Origin of the sequence: Nonomuraea sp. NPDC049152, from assembly GCF_040648355.1 — a bacterium.
Taxonomy (GTDB): Bacteria; Actinomycetota; Actinomycetes; order Streptosporangiales; family Streptosporangiaceae; genus Nonomuraea.
The window spans coordinates 12,831-30,456 of record NZ_JBEZDO010000009.1 but is presented as its reverse complement, the minus strand read 5'-3'; the positions used below and the strand labels follow the sequence as shown (position 1 = coordinate 30,456).

The window sequence follows — 17,626 nt, the reverse complement described above, 5'->3', positions numbered from 1 at the left end:
ATCATCGCATGGCCTCTTCGCGTGCCCTGCGCGCCTCCCTGCGCTCGACGAACCTGGCGGCGGTCGTCTCGGTCTTGGCCAGGTAGGCGGCCAGCTCGTCGCGGGCCTTGGCGCCGTCGCCGTCCAGGTTGGTCTTGTCGAAGACCGCCCACTGGCGCAGCACCGGCATGAGCACGTCGTCGAGGTGCAGACGCAGGTCGTAGATCCCCTCGTGAGCGATGATCATCGCCTTGCGGGTGAAACCCTCGATGGTGGTGCCCGGCATCTGGAACGTCGTCACGACATCGGTGATGGCGCGCATCGTCTGGTTGGGGTCGAGCTCGAAGGCCGCCTTGAGCAGGTTGCGGTAGAAGAGCATGTGGAGGTTCTCGTCGGCGGCGATCTTGGCGAGCAGGCGCTCGCAGTTGGGGTCGCCCGACGCCCTGCCCGTGTTGCGGTGCGAGATGCGGGTGGCCAGCTCCTGGAAGGAGACGTAGGCCAGCTGCTCCAGCATGGTGCCGTACTCGGTCTGGAAGCCGCCCTCCATGTGGACCATGCGGGCGCGCTCCAGCGCGACGGGGTCGACGGCGCGCGAGATGGTGAGGTAGTCGCGGATGGCGACGGCGTGCCTGCCCTCCTCCGCGGTCCAGCGCCCGACCCAGGTGCCCCACGCGCCGTCGCGGCCGAAGGTGGTGGCGATCTCGTGGTGGTAGCTGGGCAGGTTGTCCTCCGTGAGGAGGTTGACGATCAGCGAGACGCGGGCCGCCTCGGGAATGGTCGAGTCGCTCTCCTGCCAGGCGTCGCCGCCGAAGATGCCGTCGAAGTTGCGGCCCTCGCTCCACGGAACGTACTCGTGGGGGAACCACTCCTTGGCGACCTTGAGGTGGCGGTCGAGCTCGCCCGCCACGACCGGCTCAAGCTCGTGCAGGAGCTCTGTCTGACTCATCACCATAAAGCTCATCTCCTTCAAGCTACGCAACCGTAAGTTAGGCTACCCCAAGAAACTGGAGGGTCATTATGCGACCTAGTGTCCGAGGTGTCCTGCTCGATGATGACGAGCGGCTGGTCATCTTCCGGCGTACGGTGCCCGGCAAGGAGCTGTACTGGTCGGTCCCCGGCGGCCACGTCGAACCGGAGGACGCGAGCCTGGAGCACACGCTGCGCAGAGAGCTGCTGGAGGAGCTGGGCGCGGTCGTCTCCGCCGTCACCCCGCTGACCACGCTCACCTACCCCTACCAGGGCGCGGTCAAGACCCAGCACGTGTACGGCTGCCGCCTGGTCTGCATGGATCCCGCGCTGCGCCACGGTCCCGAGTCTGAGGATCCCGCGAGCGGCGTCTACGACGTCGAGCGGCTCCCCCTCGACCCCGCCGAGATCACCTCGCGGCGGCTGGTCCCCGAGGCCCTCGGCGACTACCTCGCCGCGCACATCACCTCGCTGCCCCGCCTCATACATCGATCGATGTAGTCGGATGACTCGCGAAGGAGGACGACCCGAGGGCACCGCGCTCGTTAGCGTTCGCGGCATGCCCCTCCTGCTTCTCGACGCCGTGCTCGCCCTCCTCACCACGATCTGCGCCCTGACCTCGCTCGCCTCCGTCGGCGCCCCGCTGACCTGGAACGGCACGATTCCCGTCGCGATCGCGCTCGGCCTGTTGCTGCTGGCCAGAAGGCGCGCTCCCGTGACCGTGCTGGCGCTGTCGGCGGCTGCGCTGCTGGGCGCCCAGTACGGCGGGCTGTTCGAGGGCGGTGTCATCTGGCCGATGACGATCGCGGTCTTCACCGCCGGGCTGGCGAACCTGACGTGGACGGCCGGGATCTGCGTGCTCACCCTGACCGCCGCGGTCGCTCCCGCCATGGAGCTGACCAGGGGCGGCGCGGAGCTGCTGTGGCTAGCCCTGGTGCTGGCCCTGGCCCACGGCTACCGCCAGCACCTGCGCTGGCGGGCCGAGCACGAGGCCAGGCTGCGCGAGGCCGCCACCACCAGGCTGGCCGAGCAGCGGCTGCAGATCGCCAGGGAGCTGCACGACGTCGTCGCGCACACCCTCACCGTCGTCGGCCTCCACCTGAACGTCGCCGGCGAGGCCGATTCGCTGCCGGAGGCCAAGGACGCCATCAGAGTCGCCTCCGGCGTCCGCAAGAAGGCGATGGCCGACCTCAAGTCGCTGATCGGCGTGCTGCGCGACGTGTCGGGCGAACCCCAGCCCGAGCTCTCCTCGATCGCCGACCTGGTCGCCAGGGCGAGGGAGGCGGGGCTCGACGTGACCCTCGACGAGCGCGGCGACCCCACCGAGGTGCCCGCCGCGCAGGCCATGGCCGCCTTCCGCATCGCGCAGGAGGCGATGACCAACGCGCTGAAGCACTCCGACGCGCGCCGCCTGCTCGTCCACCTGGACTACTCCTCCCGCCAGGTGCGGGTCGAGGTGGTCGACGACGGCGCGGGTCCCGTCACCTACGCCGAGGGCCACGGCCTGACCGGCATGCGTGAGCGGGTCACCGCCCTCGGCGGCTGGCTGGAGATCGAGGCCGACGACGGCTTCGCCGTCAGGGCAGGATTGCCGGTATGACGATCGACGTGCTGCTCGCCGACGACCAGGCGCTGGTGCGCGCGGGCTTCCGCGCCCTGCTGGCCAAGGACGAGGAGATCGCCGTGGTCGGCGAGGCCGGCACCGGCGAGGAGGCGGTACGGCAGGCGCTCCGACTGAAGCCCGACGTGGTGCTGATGGACATCCGCATGCCCGGCTCGGACGGCATCGCCGCCACCAGGCGCATCCTCGCCGAGCTGCCCGGCTGCCGGATCATCATCCTGACCACGTTCGACACCGACGAGAACGTCTTCGCGGCCCTTCGCGCCGGCGCCAGCGGCTTCCTGACCAAAGACGTCGAGCCGGCCGAGCTGCGCCGCGCCGTCGCGGTCGTGCACGCGGGCGACTCGCTGCTGTCGCCTGGCGTCACCCGCAGGGTCGTCGAGCGCTTCGCGAGCCGCCCCGCGCCCTCGGGCACCCTGGACGCGCTGACGGCACGCGAGCTGGAGGTCGTGGACCTGATCGCCGCCGGGCTGTCGAACGAGGAGATCGGTCGCCGGCTGGTGATCAGCCCGCTGACCGTCAAGACGCACATCTCGCGCGCGATCACCAAGCTGGGCGTCAGGGACAGGGTCCAGCTGGTCATCCTCGCCTACGAGAACGACCTGCGGTCCTCCATCTCCCAGAGGTGATCGATGACGTGCCAGGCGACGCGGCGGCAGGCGTAGCGGCTGGACCAGGCCACCGAGCGGCCCTCCAGCAGGACCGCCGCCAGCTCCTCGCGCATGGCGTCACGGTCGGCGACGGACGTGAACGGCGGGCGCCTCACGCCGAGTTTGCGGGCGTAGGCGCGTTCGGCCTCGGTCACGTGGTCGACCATCTTGGAGCGGTCGCGCCCACCGCCGCGCGGCCCCTTGCGCAGCTCCTCGGGGGTGACGGCGGCGGTCTCGTCGAACAGCGCCCATGCCGCCCTCAGCAGTGCCACGTCGCGGGCGGCCGTCGCGGGGTCGACGGGCTCGGAGTCGGCGGCGGGCTGGGCGTCCGGCGCGCCGAAGTCGGTGGTGCTGGTGCCCTTGACCCACTCGACCACGACGGGCTCACCGGGCACGAAGTCCAGGCCGGCGCGCTCGGCGATCACCCGGTAGCGCGGGGCGTAGTCGGCCAGCCGGCCGATGGCCAGCTCCTCGGTCTTGTCGACGCGGCACCAGCCCGGCCAGTCGAGCGAGCAGGCGAACACCTTCTTGGGACCGAGCTCCAGGTAGATGCGGTGCATGAGGCCAGCCTGCCAGCCGTACCTGACAGAACGCGGCAGGAATCAGACCCTTTCGACGAGGTCGGCCACGGACTCCACCACCAGCGAAGGGCGGAACGGGAAGCGCTCGATCTGCTCGCGCTGCATCACACCGCTCAGCACGAGGATGGTGTAGAGGCCCGCCTCCATGCCGCAGACGATGTCGGTGTCCATCCGGTCGCCGATCATCGCGGTGGTCTCGCTGTGGCCCCCGATGGCGTTCAGCGCGTGACGCATCATCATGGGGTTGGGCTTGCCGATGAAGTACGGATCGACGCCCGTGGCCTTGGTGATCATCGCGGCCACCGCGCCGCACGCGGGCAGCGAGCCCTCGTTCGACGGCCCCACCGGATCCGGATTCGTCGCGATGAAGCGGGCGCCGCCCTCGATCAGCCGGATCGCCTTCGTGATCTGCGTGAAGCTGTAGGTGCGCGTCTCGCCGAGCACCACGTACTCGGGGTTGATGTCGGTCAGCACGTAGCCGGTCTCGTGCAGCGCCGTCGTCAGCCCCGCCTCGCCGATCACGTAGGCCGACCCCCCGGGACGCTGGTCGTCGAGGAAGCGCGCGGTCGCCATCGCCGAGGTGAAGATGGCCTCCTCCGGCACCTCCAGGCCCGCCACGCGCAGCCGTACCGCGAGATCCCTGGGGGTGTAGATGGAGTTGTTGGTGAGCACCCTGAAACTCTTGCCCGAATCGCGCAGGCGCTTGATGAACACGTCGGCACCGGGGACGGGATGGCCCTCGTGCACGAGAACACCGTCCATGTCGGACAACCAGCTCTGGATGGGCTTACGCTCAGTCACCTGGCCATCCTACAAACGACCACTTGTCCGCCCTATGGCAGACACATGAAGAATGTGCTTCATGTCGCTTCTTGAATCAGCCCAGGACCTGCGGGACGAGCTAGTCCAGCTCCGTCACTCTCTGCACACCACTCCTGAGGTCGGTCTCCATCTCCCCATCACGCAGGAGAAGGTGCTCGCCGCGCTCGACGGCCTGCCGCTGGAGATCAGCACGGGCGAGTCGCTCAGCTCGGTCACCGCGGTGCTGCGCGGCGGCAGGCCGGGGCCCTCGGTCCTGCTCAGGGGCGACATGGACGCGCTGCCCGTCGCCGAGCGCAACGGCCTGCCGTACATCTCCTCCCACGAGGGCAGGATGCACGCCTGCGGCCACGACCTGCACACCTCGATGCTGGCGGGGGCCGCGCACCTGCTCGCCGCCAGGCGGGAGGAGCTGGCGGGCGACGTGGTGTTCATGTTCCAGCCGGGCGAGGAAGGCTACGAGGGCGCCAGGTTCATGATCGACGAGGGCGTGCTCGACGCCGCGGGCTCGAGGGTCGTGGCCGCGTACGGCATGCACGTGGTCTCGGCGATGCTGCCGCCCGGCGTCTTCTCCTCGCGCGGCGGGCCCATCATGGCCGCGGCGGACACGCTGAACGTCCACGTGATCGGCAGGGGCGGCCACGGCTCCACGCCTCAGCGCGCCCAGGACCCCATCCCCGCCGCGTGCGAGATGGTCACCGCCCTGCAGACGCTGGTGACCAGGGCCTTCGACGTGTTCGACCCCGTCGTGGTGACCGTCGGCAGCTTCCACGCCGGCACCGTCGACAACGTCATCCCCGACGACGCCCGCTTCTCCGCCACGATCAGGACCTTCAGCAAGGGCAGCAGGGCCCGCATCAAGCAGCGCGCCGTCCAGCTCGTCGAGGGCATCGGCGCGGCGCACGGCCTGCGGGTCGAGGCCTCGTTCGGCATGGGCTACCCGGTCACGGTCAACACCCCGGACGAGGCGTCGTTCGCGGGGGAGACCATCGACGGGCTCTTCGGTCCCGGCCGCTTCTTCGTGGCCCCGCAGCCGGTCACCGGGTCAGAGGACTTCTCCTACGTGCTGGAGGACGTGCCGGGCGCGTTCGTCTTCCTCGGCGCGTGCCCGCCCGACCGCGACCCGGCCGACGCGCCGTACAACCACTCCCCCGAGGCCCTGTTCGACGACGCCGTCCTGCCGGACGGCGCGGCGCTGTACGCGTCGCTGGCGTTGAGCAGGCTCTCGCCATCTGGTACGGCAGGCACCCGATAGCCCACCGCGATCACGGGGCCGGGGCCCGTCCATCACGCCGTTCCGGCGTGCGGGGCGGGCCGCCGTCACGTCGTCAGCCGATCGTGCGCCAGGACTGCTCCTCGACCAGTTCCCTGCTCCTCCACCCCTCGGGGGTGCGGATCATGCGGTGCCGGTACCAGCCGCCACCCCGGCAGAACCCCTTGGCCCCGGCGTCCGTCATCTCCCTCGAGGGCGCCAGCGTGTCGGTGAACGGCGCGAGGACCACGGCCTCCCGGGCGGTCCCGTCGCCGGTGAAGTCGACGACCGGCGCGCCGATCAGGTGCAGCCGCCCGGGCCAGTGCGCGAGCACCTCGGCCAGCCATTCCCTGACCTCCTCCAGTCCCCCGGCGATCCCGCCCGCCGCCCGGTAGTCGATCACGGCGTCGGCGGTGAACACCTCCGAGAGCCTGTCCCACTCCCCCGTGTCGACGGCCCTGGTGTAGCGGGCGAGCACATCGGCGATCTCCAGCCGGTCGGCGACCTCACGTTCGTCCATGCCTGGATCAAACCAAACGCTTGCTACAAGCACCACGGGGGCGGGCGGGCGTCCGGCGTAGGCTGGTCACGTGATCACCGTCATCGACGGCCGGGTCGCGGGGCCGGACGCCGGCCTGCCGCTCCTCGCCCGCTACGGCCACTTCACCGCCATGCAGGTACGCGACCGGCGCACCCGCGGCCTCGACCTGCACCTGACCCGCCTGACCGCGGCCACCCGCGAGCTCTTCGACCTCGACCTCGACACCGAGCTCGTCGTCGGGTCGATCAGGACCGCGCTCGGCGGCGACCGCACCGACGCGAGCGTCCGCGTCTACGTGCTGGCGGCCGACGACGGCCCGCACGTGTTCGTCAGCGCGCGCCCGCCCATCGACGTGGCCACCGAGCCGCGGAGCGTCAAACCGGTCGTGTACCAGCGCTTCCTGCCGCACATCAAGCACATGGGCGGCTTCCCCCAGGCCTACCACGGCCGGCGGGTCGACGCGGAAGGGTACGACGAGGGGCTGCTCACCACCCCCGACGGACTGATCTCCGAAGGTTTGATCACGAACCTCGGCTGCTTCGACGGGACCGCCGTCGTCTGGCCCGACGCGCCGATGCTGCGCGGCATCACCATGCAGCTGATGGAACGGGCGCTGCGATCGGCGGGCATCCCCCAGGAACGGCGGCCCATCAGGGTCTCCGACCTGCGCTCCCACGAGGCGGTCTTCCTCACCAACTCCCACGGCGTCGTCATGGTCGGCAGGCTGGAGGAAGGCACGCTGAAGCTGGACGACGCGTTCGCGACCCGCCTGCTCGGCCTCTACGACGCCGTGCCCTGGGACACGATCTAGAACCGCGACACTCACGGGTTCGGGGGACCTCCCGCCGCGGCGGCGCTACCGGCCCGAGGTGGTGCGCGTCGCCGGGTGCGCGTACGCCGTGCGCACGATCTCCTCCAGGTGGTCGCTGTGCGCGCCGTGCCAGTAGACCTGCCCGCACTCGGTGCACTGGCCGTAGGCGTCGTAGTTGCGCCGGGTGCCCATCTCGAGCAGCGGCGCGACCTCGTCCTTGCCGACCGGGACCAGCTCGCCGTTGCACGCCGTGCACCGCGTCCACGGCCGCAACGGCGGCGCGAACCGCCCGAGCAGGTCGTTGAGCTGCTCCTCCGCGCGCGAACCCCGCACGTACGCGCCCAGCCACAGCGCGCGGCGGCGCAGCAGCCCGCGATCCTGCGTCAGCAGCACCCGCCGCTCCTCGTTGGCCTGGGCGACGAGCGAGGGGTCGTCCATGTCGTTGTGGTAGGCGGTGTCGATGCCCAGCAGCCGAAGCCGCCTGGCCAGTGTGCCCAGGTGCACGTCCAGCAGGAACCGCGGCCCCTCCGGCAGCCGCTGCGGGCGCGGCACCGGCGGCACCTCGACCACGTCGCCCTCGGCGGGCTGGTACGAGGGCTCGACCCCGAGGTCGCCGGCTCTCATCGGCCCGACCTCGGTCAGCGGGATGCCGAGCGACTCGACCAGGTGCCCGACCGTGGCGGTGGCGTCGAGCGGCACCTCGTGCCACTCCTGGCGACGGGCCACCGGCAGGAACAGTCTCAGCTCTGCGGCGATGCGAAGGCGTACGACCACCTTGCCAGCATGCCATCCCCCGCGTCCGCCGCCACATGGATATACGCGTGCGCTGTCGATCACGGTGCGGGATGATCGCGTGCGGACTGTCGAGAGCGACGCTGATCGAGAGGTAGGCCATGGACATCACCAGTGCCGTCGTCACTGGCGCCGCGAGCGGAATCGGGAGAGCCCTCGCCACGCGTCTTCGCTCGGCAGGGGCGCACGTCGTGCTCGCCGACAGCGACGCGGCGGCGCTCGCCGAGGTCGCCGCTGAGCTGGGAGCCGAAGCGGTCCCGACCGACGTCTCCGACCCCGGGGCGATGGACGCTCTCGCCGCCGCCGCGCCGGGCGTTCAACTGGTGTGCCTGAACGCGGGCATCGTCGGCAAGGACCTGGGCGCGCCGTGGGAAGTGAGCGCCGAGGACTGGGACAACGTGTTCGCGGTGAACGTGGGCGGTGTGACCAACGGGCTACGTTCGTTCGTCCCGCCGATGCTCGTGGCAGGCCGGCCCGGGCACATCCTGATCACGGCCTCTCTTGCGGGGCTGGTGACCTTTCCCACCGGCGGCGCCTACCCGGCTTCCAAGCACGCCGTCGTCGCCGTCGCCGAGCAGGCCGCGCTGGCGCTCGCGGACACGCCGATCGGCGTGACGTTGCTGTGCCCCGCCCTGGTCCGGACCGGCATGTCGACCGTGGGCGAGGATCCCGCGGCCATCGCCGACGACGCTCTCGCGGCCGTGGGGGCGGGAAGGTTCACCGTGGCGCCGGACACCTGGAGCGGCGCGATTACGCGGCGCACGCAGCGGCTGGTCTCCGGCGCCCAGCCGGAGACGCCCGCGCCCATCTGACCGGGAGGCACCCGTGGCCGTCCGGCGGGTGCCCCGCATTCGGTGAGGGCCGGGCGCCCCCGAGAGCCCGGCCCGAGCGGGCCGACTTCGATCGTCGGCCCAGGTGGTTCTAGCGGCAGGCCACCCGGTAGGCGTCCAGCTCGTAGTTCTTGCGCAAGGAGTTGAAGTTCTGCGCGTTGGACTTGGCGCAGAACTTCGAGGTGCCCAGCTCGTACTCCACGGTGAACACCGCCTTGCCCGCGCCCACGAACTGGTCGTAGCCGTGGTCGCCGTTCTGCCCTGTCGTGCACTCGCCGTACTGCCAGCACTGCTCGTTCAGCGCCCAGTCGAAGTACGGCAGCAGCTGCGGGATCTGCGCGATGTCGTTCTTCAGTCCCACCGAGAGCCCGCGGGCGTGGGCCTCGTTTGCCAGCCACGCGTTGTAGGCGATCTGGTGGGCCGCCGTCAGCGGGAAACCCGTCTCGTTGGTGTAGCCGTCGACGTTGTCGAACTCGATCGCGTCGAAGCCCTTGGACTTGCACATGTCCATGCGCGCCCGCATGACCTGCCCGAGCGGCCCGCCGTACTGTCTGATGTCCAGCCAGCGTTCACCGGGCCACTCGTCGAGGTTGGCGCCGAGGACGGAGGCGGGGAACTGGGCGGCGTCGGGCCGCCAGTCCTCGTAGGAGCCCGCGCTGATGTAGCAGACGACCTTGCGGCCCGCCTTGGTCTCGTGCAGACGCCTGACGGTGGCCGCGGTGGCGTTGAAGCCGTCGATGTCGTACATGGTGACGTTGAGGAACGGCTCGCCTGGCACCGACGACAGCTGCCACTGCCAGCTGGTGTTCAGCGCCGGTTTCCAGCAGCCGGGGCAGGGGGTCGGCGGCGGCGGTGCGGCCGCCTGGGCAGATGCGGGGACGACGATGAAGGCCACCCAGGTGAGCAGGGTGGCGGCAAGGATCTGTAAGGCTCGCATGCTTCTCCTCGCTTGATGATCGGCAAGGGCGCCAGGCATGCTGTTCCGCACTCCGCCTCGCGGCCAGGCCCGTGGCTCGCGAGCGGTGGCGTGGCCCAGGGAGATCGGGGTGCCCACGCCAGCACGCGTCTAGAGTTGCGCAGTCGACCTGATATTTCAACAGCTTCGAGCAAGACGCGGTCGTGGAATACTGGTCGCCCAGGTTGGAGGTGCGGATGTCGCGGATCGTCTTCGTCGGGGCGGGAAACGTCGAGCCGACGCGCAGGATCCTGTCGGACCTCTTCCTGTCCGAGCAGCTGCACGGCCGCCTCGACATCGTCCTGCACGACGACGACCCGGCCAGGCTCGCCACCGCCGAGGCCCTCGCCAGGACGCTGAACGCGGAGGCCGGCGCGGGGGCGCGCGTCATCGGCCACACCGACAGGCGGCGCGCGCTCGACGGCGCCGACCATGTGGTCGCCACGATCGAGGTCGGCGGCTTCGAGGCGACGCTGCGCGACTTCCAGATCCCCCACCGGTACGGCCTGCGTCAGACCATCGGCGACACGATCGGCATCGGCGGCATCTTCAGAGGCCTGCGCACCATCCCCGCCGCGGTCGAGCTGGGCCGCGAGCTGATCGAGCTGTGTCCTGACGCGTGGCTGCTCAGCCACACCGACCCGATGGCGATGACCGGGTGGGCGATGCACGAGGCGACGGGTTTCACCAGGTTCGCCGGGGTATGTCACGCCGTCTGCGACACCCACGCCTACCTGGCCGACCTCGTGGGCCGCGACCTCGACGAGCTGACCCTGCGCAGCGCGGGCGTCAACCACCAGTCGTTCGTGCTCGTCTTCGCCGACGCCGAAGGCCGTTCCCTCTATCCCGACCTCGACGCGGCGCTGTCGGCGGACGCCGAGCTGAAGAGCCACGTCAGGGTGGAGATGTACCGCCGCTTCGGCTTCTTCCCCACCGAGTCGAGCGAGCACGCCGCCGAGTACGTCCCGTGGATCATGCGCCACGCGGCGGAGACCTCCAGGCTGGGCGTGCCGGTGGAGGAGTACCTGCGCAGGGCGGGCATGTCCCTGCACATCTACGAGGAGACCCGGCGGTCGCTGGCGGCCGGCAGGCCGCTGCTCATCAGGTGGCAGCACCAGGAGCCCGCGGCGGCGGCGCTGCTGGCCATGCTGACGGGGCAGGAGAAGCTCGTCCACGTGAACGTCCGCAATGGCGGCCTGATCGGCAACCTGCCGGAGGAGGCGTGCGTGGAGGTGCCCGCGGTCGTCGACGCGAAGGGCATCCGCCCGCAACGGGTCGGCGAGCTGCCGATCCAGCTCGCCGCGCTCAACCGGACCTTCCTCAACGTCGTCGAGCTGACCGTGCGGGCGGTGCTCGACGGCGACCGCAGGCACGTCCTGCACGCGGCGATGCTCGACCCGAACACCGCCGCGACGCTCCCTCTGCCCGCCATCGAGGCGCTCTGCGAGGAACTGCTGGCCGCCCACGGCGACCTGCTGCCGGAGGCGGTGCGCCGGTGAAGGAGTCGATGCCGACGGAGGTGCGCCGCGAGCGCATGCTCGGCCTGCTGAGAGAGCAGGACTTCGCCAGGGTCAACGAGCTGGCCGAGGCGTTCGGCGTCTCCGGCGTGACCGTCCGCGCCGATCTCGACGCGCTGGAGGAGCAGGGCAAGGTGCGCAGGGTCCGCGGCGGCGCGGTCGCCGCGGGGCCCGCGCTCACCGAGGCGTCGTTCGAGATGTCGCTCGGCGCCGCCGCGGTGGAGAAGGGCCTGATCGCCAAGGCCGCCGCCCGCCTGATCAGTTCGGGCGAGAGCGTGCTGATGGGCGCGGGCACCACCACCGCCTACGTGGCCAGAGAGTTGGTGGCCCGCGCCGACCTGACCGAGGTGACGGTCTTCACCAACGGCCTTCGCACCGCGCTGGAGCTGGAGCCCGCCATCCCCCGCTTCTCCGTCGTGGTCACCGGCGGCAGCCTGCGCCGCCAGCAACATTCGCTGGTCGACCCCATGGGAGGCAGGCTGCTCGACGGGATCAGGGCGAGCACGGTGTTCCTCGGCTGTGGCGGCGTCGGCCTCGACAGCGGCTTCACCAACGTCAACCTGCCGGACGCCGAGATGAAGCAGCGGATGCTGCGGGCGGCCGGCAGGCGGATCATGGTGGCCGACTCGACCAAGCTCGGCAGGGTCGAGCTGGCCCCGATCTGCCCGCTGTCCGGCGTCGACCTGCTGATCACCGGCGAGTCGGCCGATCCCGACGCGGTGGCCAGGCTGCGGGAGCGGGGCCTGAAGGTGGAACTGGCCGGCTAGCTCGCCAGCGTGACCCGCAGCGACTCCGGCAGCAGGTCGCCGTGGGCCACGGTCAGGTCGTCGCACATGCGCCAGATGTCGTCCAGCGACAGGGTGGCCGAGGCGTTCGGGTCGACCATGACGGCGTGCCGTACGTGCTCGGGCCTGCCCTCCTCCGCCGCGCGGACGGTGAGCTCGTTGACGTTGACGTAGGCGCGGTTGAGCGCCGCGCACTGCGGCGGCAGCGCGCCGGCGCGGGTGGGCCGCACGCCGGCGGCGTCGACCGCGCACGGCACCTCGACCACGCAGCCGTCGGGCAGGTTGGAGATCAGCCCGTCGTTGACCACGTTGCCGTAGACGACGCGCGGCGTGCCGGTGACCATGCTGTGGATGATCTGCGGCGCGTACTCGTCGGTGCCGGCGATCTCCAGCTCGGCGCCGTGCCGTACGGCTTCGCGGGTGCGCTTGTACTCGCGCACGTTCTCCTCGCTGACCCGCAGGTACTCCCCGACGGGGATGCGCAGCCTGTCGATCTCGCCGGCGTGGCGCAGCAGCCATGGCACGTACTCGGCCGAGTGCTCGCTGGTCTCGGTCGGGTAGTGGCCCAGGCGCCGGTACATCTCCACGCGGACCCTGCGCCGCAGCTCGGCGTCGGTGTCGATGCGGGCGTCGAGCCTGTCGTAGAGGTTCTCTCCCTCGCGCTCGAAGCGCAGCAGCCAGGCCTGGTGGTTGACGCCGGCCGCCTGGTAGGTGACCTCCTCGTACGGCACGCCGACCAGTTCGGCGAGCCCGCGCGTCGTCCAGTAGACCGAGTGGCACAGGCCGACGACGTTGCGCACCTTGCCGGACAGGTACCAGACGTTCATGGCCATCGGGTTGGTGTAGTTCATCAGCAGCGCGTCGGGGCACGCGGCGGCCATGTCGGCGGCCAGGGCGTCGAGCACGGGGAAGGTGCGCAGCGCCCGGAACACGCCGCCGGCGCCGATGGTGTCGGCGATGGTCTGCCGCAGGCCGTAACGGGCGGGGATCTCGAAGTCGGTGACGGTGGAGGCGTGCCCGCCGACCTGGATCATGTTGATCACGAAGTCGGCGCCGTCGAGGGCGGCGCGCCGGTCGAGGCTGGCGGTGATGCGCGGCTTGGCGCCCCTGGCCTCGGCGATGCGGTGGGCGACTGCCTCGGCGACCTGGAGCCGCTCGGGGTCGATGTCGTGCAGTGAGAGATGGAGTGAGGACAGCTCGGGATAGCGCAGAAGGTCGGCGAGCAGCCCCTGCGTGAAGACGACGCTTCCCGCGCCCACGAACACGATCTTGGGGTTTCTCATGAGGTTGCTTCCTCCCAGGTCGGTTGCGCCGCTGTGCCCCCCGCGGCTCGGGTGGAAAGAGTGCCCGCCCTGACAGCGAGCCGCAGGCATGCCTCCAGCGGCAGCCCGTTGAGCCTGGCGGCGAGGAATCCGGCGTTGAAGCTGTCGCCCGCGCCCACGGCGTCCACGAACGCGGGGTTCGGGTCCGAGGGGGCGTGCACGGGGCCCTCCGGCGGCCAGGCCAGGGCGCCGGACGCGCCCCTTTTCACGACGGGCAGCGTTCCCCTGGCGGCCAGCGCGCGTGCCGCGGCCGTCACGTCGTGACCGGCGAGCCCGGCGATCGCGAGGGCCTCGGCGTCGTTGGGGAGCAGGACGTCGGTCAGGCCGATGACCTGTTCCAGCCCCTTCCACTCCCCCGCCGGGTCGTCGTTGGTGTCGAGCGAGGTGCCGACGCCGAGTTCGCGTGCCGTACGGAACAGTCCTGCGACGTCCAGCCCCGGCTGCAGGAAGAAGGAGGAGACGTGCACGTGGGCGGTCCTGGCGACCAGCGAGGGCGGGACCTCCCACGGGTCGGGCAGACATCCCGGCGAGGTCAGGATCGCCCTGTCGGCTCCGCGCACGAGCACCACGGTCAGCGCGGTGGGTCTGGCGGGGTCGACGACGCAGGCGGAGGTGTCCACTCCGCGCCCGGCGAGCGTGTACAGGACGAACTCGCCCGCCGCGTCGGCGCCGACCCTGCCGATGAAGGCGGTGCGCAGGCCGAGCCTGGCGGCCCCGCAGGCGGTGATCGCGGCCGATCCGCCGAGCACCAGCTCCCCCGTCTCGACCAGCTGCTCGCGCTGCCCGAAGGCAAGCGTGGAGGGCGTCCCCGACACGATCACATCGGGGTTGGCGTCCCCCACGACGAGCAGGTCGAAGTCTGTTGTGGCCATGGGCAGGAACGTTCTCAGCGCCTTCACTTACTTGTCAAGTCTTTCAAAAATGGATTCTGAGCGAAGGTATTGACAAGTTTTCGCAAGTTCCCCAAGAGTGGGCCCCGTGTCCACACTCTCGCTGCCGAAGCGAGGGCGCGACGACAGACGAGTAGCCCTGGTCTTCCTCGCTCCCGCGCTGGTCGGCTTCGGCGTCTTCTACGTGTATCCGGCCCTGCTCGGCACCTGGTACTCGATGACGGACTGGAACCTGCTGTCGGAGCCCGCCTTCGTGGGCGCCGACAACTTCGTGACGCTCCTTCACGACTCGCTGTTCTGGAACTCCCTCGCGGTCACCGGCTACTACGTGGTGCTGACGATCACCGTCCAGATGGTCGGCGGCCTGTTCCTGGCCGCGCTCATGCACCGGCTGACCCGCTCGCTCGTGCTGCGCTCGCTGCTGGTGGTGCCGTGGCTGGTGCCGAACGTGACGGTCGGCCTGCTCTGGATGTGGCTGCTGGACGCCGACCTCGGCTTCTTCAACCACCTGCTGACCGGCATGGGCCTGGACAACCAGGGCTTCCTGACCGCGCCCGACCTGGCCATGCCGAGCGTCTCCATGATCAACGCATGGACCTCGACCGGCTACACGGCGCTGCTGCTGTACGCGGGGATGTGCCTGGTGCCCAAGCAGGTCTACGAGGCCGCCGCCCTCGACGGCGCCGGCGAGCTGCGCACCTTCTTCAGGGTCACCCTGCCGCTGATGCGGCCGATCCTGGCGTTCGTGCTGGTCGTGTCGCTGATCGGGTCGTTCCAGCTGTTCGACACCGTCGCCGTGACCACCAAGGGCGGTCCCGTCAACGCCACCAGGGTCATCTACTACTACATCTACGAGCAGGCCTTCACCCACTTCAAGATGGGCTACGCCTCGGCGATGGCCCTCACGCTGGTGCTCATCCTCGGCGTGCTGACCTTCGTCCAGATGCGCATTCTCCGCGCCTCGACCTCGGACCTGGCATGAGACGAATCCTCGCGTGGGCCTGCCTCGCCCTGGCCATCCTGATCACGCTCTTCCCCTTCTACTGGATGCTGCGCACCGCCATCACGCCCGGCAGGGAGCTGGCCACCGACAACTTCGCGCTGCTGCCCGAGCACCCCACGCTGATCAACTTCGAGCGCGTGCTCGGCCTCACCACCCGCGAGGAGACCAGGGCCGCCGGAGGCTCGGGCGCCAACCTCGACTTCTTCCTCTACCTGCGCAACTCCTTCATCTACACCGGCCTGATCACGGTGGCGCAGACGTTGTTCTGCGCGATGGCCGGCTACGCCTTCGCCAGGCTCCGCTTCCCCTTCAGGGACGCGTTGTTCGGGCTGTTCGTCGCCGCGCTGATGGTGCCGCCGATCTTCACGCTGCTACCCAGCTTCGCGGTGGTCAAGCAGCTCGGCTGGCTCAACACCTTCCAGGGCCTGGTCGCGCCCAGCATGCTGATGACGCCTTTCGCGATCTTCTTCCTGCGGCAGTTCTTCCTGGGCTTCCCCCGCGAGGTCGAGCAGGCCGCGACGATCGACGGCGCGGGCAAGTGGACGTTGTTCTGGCGGGTCGTGCTGCCCATGACCAGGGGCCCGCTGCTCACCCTCGCCCTGACCACGGCGGTCTGGGCGTGGAACGACTACCTGTGGCCGCTGCTGATCGCGCCGGGCGAGGAGACGCGCGTGCTGACCGCCGCGCTCGGCATCTTCCTCAAGCAGTCACCGAACAACGCGCCCGACTGGACAGGCCTGATGGCCGGCTCGGCGCTGTCGGTGATCCCCGTCCTGTTGCTGCTGGTCTTCTTCGGCCGCCGCCTCGTGGACTCCATCCAGTTCAGTGGGCTCAAATAGGAGGGTTCTACCCATGAGAAGAGCGGCGGCGCTCGCCGTACTGCTGCTGACGGCCGCCTGCGGCGCCTCCGCGCAGGAGGACGGCGGGAAGGTCACACTCACCTACGGTCTGTGGGACGACGTCCAGCAGGGCGTCTACCAGAAGTGCGCGGACGCCTTCCAGAAGGCCAATCCGGGCATCACGATCAAGATCCAGCAGAGCGGGTGGGAACAGTACTGGCAGAACCTCACCACCCAGATGGTCTCGGGCGAGGCCCCCGACGTGATCACCATGCAGGCCTCCTACTACCCGCAGTTCGTCAAGAACGGCCAGCTGCTCGACATCGAGCCGATGGTCAAGGCCGACAAGGTGGACCTGACGCAGTACCGCGCGGGCCTGGCCGAGCCGTGGGTCAAGGACGGCAAGCGGTACGGCCTGCCCAAGGACTGGGACACCATGGCCGTCGTCTACAACGTCGAGCAGGCCAAGAAGGCGGGCGTCGACCTCAAGAACCTCACCTGGAACCCCGCCGACGGCGGCACGTTCGAGAAGGCGATCGCCAGGCTCACCGTCGACTCGGCGGGCAAGCGCGGCGACGAACCGGGCTTCGACAAGGGCAAGGTGGCCGTCCACGGCTACATCCCCGAGTTGCGCGACGGCGCGCTCGGCCAGAACGGCTGGGGCGACCTGGCCGTCTCCAACGGCTTCAGCTTCATCGACAAGAACCCGTTCGGCACCAAGTACTTCTACGACAGCCCGAAGCTCGCCGAGACCGTCGAGTGGTTCAAGCGCCTCAGCGACAAGGGCTACACCGCCACCTACGACAAGGCGAGCTCGCTGGGCGTGGACTCGGTGCTCGACTCGGGCAAGGCCGCCCTGGGCATCACCGGCTCCTGGATGATCAACACCTATCTGGCGACGGACAAGTTCGCCTTCGCGCCGCTGCCCGAGGGCCCGCAGGGGCGCAAGTCCGCCTTCAACGGCCTGGCCGACGTCGTCTACTCCGGCACCCAGCACAAGGAGGCGGCGTGGAAGTGGGTGAAGTTCCTCGGCTCGACCGGCTGCCAGGACATCGTGGGCGACAGCGCCGTGGTCTTCCCCGCCATCAACTCCTCGGCCGAGCGGGCGATGAAGGCGCACGAGAAGGCGGGGCGTGATGTGTCGGCCTTCACCTCCATCGCCGAGGCCAAGGACGGCACCTTCCTGCTGCCGGTCAGCGACCACGGCGACGAGATCGGGCAGATCGTGCAGACGGCGCTGGAGGAGGTTTGGCTGGGACAAAAGGCCGCCACCACCGCGCTCACCGCCGCCAACACGCAGGTCAACGAACTCTTTGGAACCCGCTGACCAGCGGATACACTACGGAGGTCCCGGCGCGTCCCCACGCGCCGAGCGACCCCACCCCCCTGTGACGGCCTTTTTCCAGTGCGGCGTGCGATGAAGGAAAGTTACATTCACCTCACAACCTCTGGAGATTATTGACGCATCCGCGG

19 protein-coding genes are annotated in these 17,626 nt (G+C 70.0%); 11 read left to right on the top strand and 8 right to left on the bottom strand.

Annotation, left to right across the window (positions count from 1 at the left end; genetic code table 11):
* Position 1: 1 nt before the first annotated feature.
* Positions 2–925: an acyl-ACP desaturase gene (locus AB0B45_RS18130; protein WP_358131772.1), complete on the bottom strand. Its 924-nt coding sequence runs from the start codon at positions 923–925 to the stop codon at positions 2–4.
* Between the two features lie 71 nt (positions 926–996).
* Between AB0B45_RS18130 and AB0B45_RS18125 the strand changes: the two genes are divergently transcribed.
* Genes AB0B45_RS18125 through AB0B45_RS18115 form a run of 3 tightly spaced genes read left to right on the top strand, consistent with a single transcriptional unit; the run spans position 997 to position 3,195 of the window.
* Positions 997–1,446 carry an NUDIX hydrolase gene (locus AB0B45_RS18125; protein WP_358131770.1) on the top strand — a complete coding sequence of 150 codons (450 nt, stop codon included), beginning with the start codon at positions 997–999 and terminating at the stop codon, positions 1,444–1,446.
* Between the two features lie 58 nt (positions 1,447–1,504).
* A complete protein-coding gene (locus AB0B45_RS18120) occupies positions 1,505–2,545 on the top strand; it encodes a histidine kinase (protein ID WP_358131768.1) in 1,041 nt (346 codons plus the stop codon).
* Positions 2,542–3,195 (top strand): response regulator transcription factor, encoded by a 654-nt coding sequence (locus AB0B45_RS18115; RefSeq protein WP_358131766.1) that lies wholly within the window; start codon positions 2,542–2,544, stop codon positions 3,193–3,195. The genes AB0B45_RS18120 and AB0B45_RS18115 overlap by 4 nt, the downstream gene beginning before the upstream one ends.
* Here AB0B45_RS18115 and AB0B45_RS18110 read toward each other — a convergent pair.
* Positions 3,156–3,776 carry a hypothetical protein gene (locus tag AB0B45_RS18110; RefSeq protein ID WP_358131764.1) on the bottom strand — a complete coding sequence of 207 codons (621 nt, stop codon included), beginning with the start codon at positions 3,774–3,776 and terminating at the stop codon, positions 3,156–3,158. The genes AB0B45_RS18115 and AB0B45_RS18110 overlap by 40 nt on opposite strands.
* 42 nt (positions 3,777–3,818) lie before the next feature.
* Entirely contained in the window at positions 3,819–4,598 is a 780-nt protein-coding gene (locus AB0B45_RS18105) for an HAD-IIA family hydrolase (protein WP_358131762.1), read from the bottom strand.
* A gap of 61 nt (positions 4,599–4,659) precedes the next feature.
* Between AB0B45_RS18105 and AB0B45_RS18100 the strand changes: the two genes are divergently transcribed.
* Entirely contained in the window at positions 4,660–5,871 is a 1,212-nt protein-coding gene (locus AB0B45_RS18100) for a M20 family metallopeptidase (protein WP_358131760.1), read from the top strand.
* Between the two features lie 73 nt (positions 5,872–5,944).
* Here the strand turns inward: AB0B45_RS18100 and AB0B45_RS18095 are convergent, their stop codons facing one another.
* Positions 5,945–6,388: a nuclear transport factor 2 family protein gene (locus AB0B45_RS18095; protein ID WP_358131758.1), complete on the bottom strand. Its 444-nt coding sequence runs from the start codon at positions 6,386–6,388 to the stop codon at positions 5,945–5,947.
* A 70-nt stretch (positions 6,389–6,458) separates the two neighbouring features.
* On the opposite strand from AB0B45_RS18095, the gene AB0B45_RS18090 reads away from it, so the two are divergent.
* Entirely contained in the window at positions 6,459–7,220 is a 762-nt protein-coding gene (locus AB0B45_RS18090; RefSeq protein ID WP_358131756.1) for an aminotransferase class IV, read from the top strand.
* A 45-nt stretch (positions 7,221–7,265) separates the two neighbouring features.
* Here the strand turns inward: AB0B45_RS18090 and AB0B45_RS18085 are convergent, their stop codons facing one another.
* Positions 7,266–7,994 (bottom strand): Mut7-C RNAse domain-containing protein, encoded by a 729-nt coding sequence (locus tag AB0B45_RS18085; protein WP_358131754.1) that lies wholly within the window; start codon positions 7,992–7,994, stop codon positions 7,266–7,268.
* Between the two features lie 119 nt (positions 7,995–8,113).
* Between AB0B45_RS18085 and AB0B45_RS18080 the strand changes: the two genes are divergently transcribed.
* Positions 8,114–8,824 (top strand): SDR family NAD(P)-dependent oxidoreductase, encoded by a 711-nt coding sequence (locus AB0B45_RS18080; protein WP_358131753.1) that lies wholly within the window; start codon positions 8,114–8,116, stop codon positions 8,822–8,824.
* Between the two features lie 109 nt (positions 8,825–8,933).
* On the opposite strand, the gene AB0B45_RS18075 is transcribed toward AB0B45_RS18080, so the two are convergent.
* Positions 8,934–9,779 (bottom strand): endo alpha-1,4 polygalactosaminidase, encoded by an 846-nt coding sequence (locus tag AB0B45_RS18075; protein WP_358131751.1) that lies wholly within the window; start codon positions 9,777–9,779, stop codon positions 8,934–8,936.
* A 215-nt stretch (positions 9,780–9,994) separates the two neighbouring features.
* On the opposite strand from AB0B45_RS18075, the gene AB0B45_RS18070 reads away from it, so the two are divergent.
* Together AB0B45_RS18070 and AB0B45_RS18065 are read left to right on the top strand one after the other, a co-directional pair.
* On the top strand, positions 9,995–11,296 hold the full coding sequence (locus AB0B45_RS18070) for an alpha-glucosidase/alpha-galactosidase (RefSeq protein WP_358131749.1): 1,302 nt from the start codon (positions 9,995–9,997) through the stop codon (positions 11,294–11,296).
* Between the two features lie 8 nt (positions 11,297–11,304).
* Entirely contained in the window at positions 11,305–12,081 is a 777-nt protein-coding gene (locus AB0B45_RS18065) for a DeoR/GlpR family DNA-binding transcription regulator (protein WP_358131748.1), read from the top strand.
* Here the strand turns inward: AB0B45_RS18065 and AB0B45_RS18060 are convergent.
* A complete protein-coding gene (locus AB0B45_RS18060; protein ID WP_358131746.1) occupies positions 12,078–13,382 on the bottom strand; it encodes an alpha-glucosidase/alpha-galactosidase in 1,305 nt (434 codons plus the stop codon). The genes AB0B45_RS18065 and AB0B45_RS18060 overlap by 4 nt on opposite strands.
* Positions 13,379–14,293: a carbohydrate kinase family protein gene (locus AB0B45_RS18055; RefSeq protein ID WP_358131744.1), complete on the bottom strand. Its 915-nt coding sequence runs from the start codon at positions 14,291–14,293 to the stop codon at positions 13,379–13,381. Before AB0B45_RS18055 ends, AB0B45_RS18060 begins: the two co-directional genes overlap by 4 nt.
* A 106-nt stretch (positions 14,294–14,399) precedes the next feature.
* On the opposite strand from AB0B45_RS18055, the gene AB0B45_RS18050 reads away from it, so the two are divergent.
* Genes AB0B45_RS18050 through AB0B45_RS18040 form a run of 3 tightly spaced genes read left to right on the top strand, consistent with a single transcriptional unit; the run spans position 14,400 to position 17,480 of the window.
* Positions 14,400–15,293 (top strand): sugar ABC transporter permease, encoded by an 894-nt coding sequence (locus tag AB0B45_RS18050; RefSeq protein WP_358131742.1) that lies wholly within the window; start codon positions 14,400–14,402, stop codon positions 15,291–15,293.
* A complete protein-coding gene (locus AB0B45_RS18045; RefSeq protein WP_358131741.1) occupies positions 15,290–16,153 on the top strand; it encodes a carbohydrate ABC transporter permease in 864 nt (287 codons plus the stop codon). The genes AB0B45_RS18050 and AB0B45_RS18045 overlap by 4 nt, the downstream gene beginning before the upstream one ends.
* A 13-nt stretch (positions 16,154–16,166) precedes the next feature.
* Positions 16,167–17,480 (top strand): sugar ABC transporter substrate-binding protein, encoded by a 1,314-nt coding sequence (locus tag AB0B45_RS18040; protein WP_358131739.1) that lies wholly within the window; start codon positions 16,167–16,169, stop codon positions 17,478–17,480.
* The last annotated feature ends 146 nt before the right edge of the window (positions 17,481–17,626 follow it).

What these genes read in the sequence shown, in the direction of transcription:
- AB0B45_RS18130 (WP_358131772.1), bottom strand. Translation starts at nt 925, where the DNA reads ATGAGTCAGACAGAGCTCCTGCACGAGCTTGAGCCGGTCGTGGCGGGC.
- AB0B45_RS18125 (WP_358131770.1), top strand. Translation starts at nt 997, where the DNA reads ATGCGACCTAGTGTCCGAGGTGTCCTGCTCGATGATGACGAGCGGCTG.
- AB0B45_RS18120 (WP_358131768.1), top strand. Translation starts at nt 1,505, where the DNA reads ATGCCCCTCCTGCTTCTCGACGCCGTGCTCGCCCTCCTCACCACGATC.
- AB0B45_RS18115 (WP_358131766.1), top strand. Translation starts at nt 2,542, where the DNA reads ATGACGATCGACGTGCTGCTCGCCGACGACCAGGCGCTGGTGCGCGCG.
- AB0B45_RS18110 (WP_358131764.1), bottom strand. Translation starts at nt 3,776, where the DNA reads ATGCACCGCATCTACCTGGAGCTCGGTCCCAAGAAGGTGTTCGCCTGC.
- AB0B45_RS18100 (WP_358131760.1), top strand. Translation starts at nt 4,660, where the DNA reads ATGTCGCTTCTTGAATCAGCCCAGGACCTGCGGGACGAGCTAGTCCAG.
- AB0B45_RS18095 (WP_358131758.1), bottom strand. Translation starts at nt 6,388, where the DNA reads ATGGACGAACGTGAGGTCGCCGACCGGCTGGAGATCGCCGATGTGCTC.
- AB0B45_RS18080 (WP_358131753.1), top strand. Translation starts at nt 8,114, where the DNA reads ATGGACATCACCAGTGCCGTCGTCACTGGCGCCGCGAGCGGAATCGGG.
- AB0B45_RS18075 (WP_358131751.1), bottom strand. Translation starts at nt 9,779, where the DNA reads ATGCGAGCCTTACAGATCCTTGCCGCCACCCTGCTCACCTGGGTGGCC.
- AB0B45_RS18070 (WP_358131749.1), top strand. Translation starts at nt 9,995, where the DNA reads ATGTCGCGGATCGTCTTCGTCGGGGCGGGAAACGTCGAGCCGACGCGC.
- AB0B45_RS18065 (WP_358131748.1), top strand. Translation starts at nt 11,305, where the DNA reads ATGCCGACGGAGGTGCGCCGCGAGCGCATGCTCGGCCTGCTGAGAGAG.
- AB0B45_RS18060 (WP_358131746.1), bottom strand. Translation starts at nt 13,382, where the DNA reads ATGAGAAACCCCAAGATCGTGTTCGTGGGCGCGGGAAGCGTCGTCTTC.
- AB0B45_RS18055 (WP_358131744.1), bottom strand. Translation starts at nt 14,293, where the DNA reads ATGGCCACAACAGACTTCGACCTGCTCGTCGTGGGGGACGCCAACCCC.
- AB0B45_RS18045 (WP_358131741.1), top strand. Translation starts at nt 15,290, where the DNA reads ATGAGACGAATCCTCGCGTGGGCCTGCCTCGCCCTGGCCATCCTGATC.
- AB0B45_RS18040 (WP_358131739.1), top strand. Translation starts at nt 16,167, where the DNA reads ATGAGAAGAGCGGCGGCGCTCGCCGTACTGCTGCTGACGGCCGCCTGC.